Annotated in this window: 1 protein-coding gene; it reads left to right on the top strand. The window is 65.7% G+C overall.

The genetic code is table 11. The annotated features are described in order from the left end of the window. Window positions 1-1,062, top strand: a 1,062-nt coding sequence (locus tag M1L58_RS23235; protein WP_248660623.1) for a transposase, incomplete at its 5' end; no start/stop codon positions are given. Window positions 1,063-1,139 lie beyond the last annotated feature (77 nt).

The following is a 1,139-nucleotide window of genomic DNA, read 5'->3' as shown; positions in this document are numbered from 1 at the left end:
TTCGCCGCCGAAGCGGCACGCGCCAGCGCCGAACACGAGGCCACCGACGCCTCCGAGGATGATCAGCACGGCGGTGATCGTGGTGACCAGCTGCCGCCCGGATTGACCGACCGCTCTTCACGACGAGCGCGTATCGCCGAGGCGTTGGCTCAGCTACCTGCAGCCACCGAGGATGCCGAGGTCGAGGCACACACCCGGCGGGTCGCCCGCGGCGAGGGCGGCCGCTATCCGATCGCGACCCGGGTCGAGGCGTTGACCGCGAGTTGGCATCGTGCCCGAGCGGTGCAGCAAGCCAAGATTGATCGCTACCGCCCCGGGCAAAAGGGCCCCAAACCGGTGGCGGTGGACGATCATCTGTTCGTACGCCGTGCCCGAGCCCGGTTGGACCACGCGATCGCTGACCGCGACCGCCGCGAGAAACAGGTTGCGCGCTCAACCGATGCCGGCGTAACTGGTCCGCGACGAAACATCACCGACCCGCAGTCGCGGTTGATGCCGCTACGTGGAGGCGGTTGGGTGCAGGGATACAACTGCCAAGCGGTCACCAGCGAGGACGGGTTGATCATCGCCACCGGGGTGAACAACAACAACGCCGACGTCGTCGCATTCGGTGACATGGTCGGCAAAGCCGTCGCCGCCGCCGAACTCATCGACGCCCAGCGCCACGGCGATGACGGGATCGGGGTGGTGCTCGCCGATGCCGGTTACCTCAGCGACGCCAACCTCACGATGCCAGGACCCGATCGCTTGATCGCCATCGGCAAAAGCCGAGACATCAACAAGACCGCCCGTACCAGTCCCACCTACGGCCCGCCCCCACCTGAAGCCACACCAGTGGAGGCGATGGCCCACCGGTTGGCAACCGAGGAGGGACACCGGCTCTACATCAAACGGAGCCACATCGCCGAAACTCCCTTCGGACACGCGAAACACAACCTGGGGTTCAAACGATTCACTGGCTGCGGAATTGACCGAGCCACGGCGGAATTCAGCTTCCATGGACTCGTTCACAACCTCATGAAGGCCATCGGAACCGGCTACCTCAACCCCGCCACCATCTAAAGCAGGGCGGTGGCCGCAGTCACCGCCCCGACTCTCACACACCCTGCGGCAGGCCGCTCGCATTTCGAAACAGCCCG

This window comes from Gordonia sp. C13 (genome assembly GCF_023218005.1).
Lineage (GTDB): Bacteria > Actinomycetota > Actinomycetes > Mycobacteriales > Mycobacteriaceae > Gordonia > Gordonia namibiensis.
Note: the sequence above shows the minus strand (reverse complement) of the source record. Positions and strands in the feature narration are given on the sequence as shown.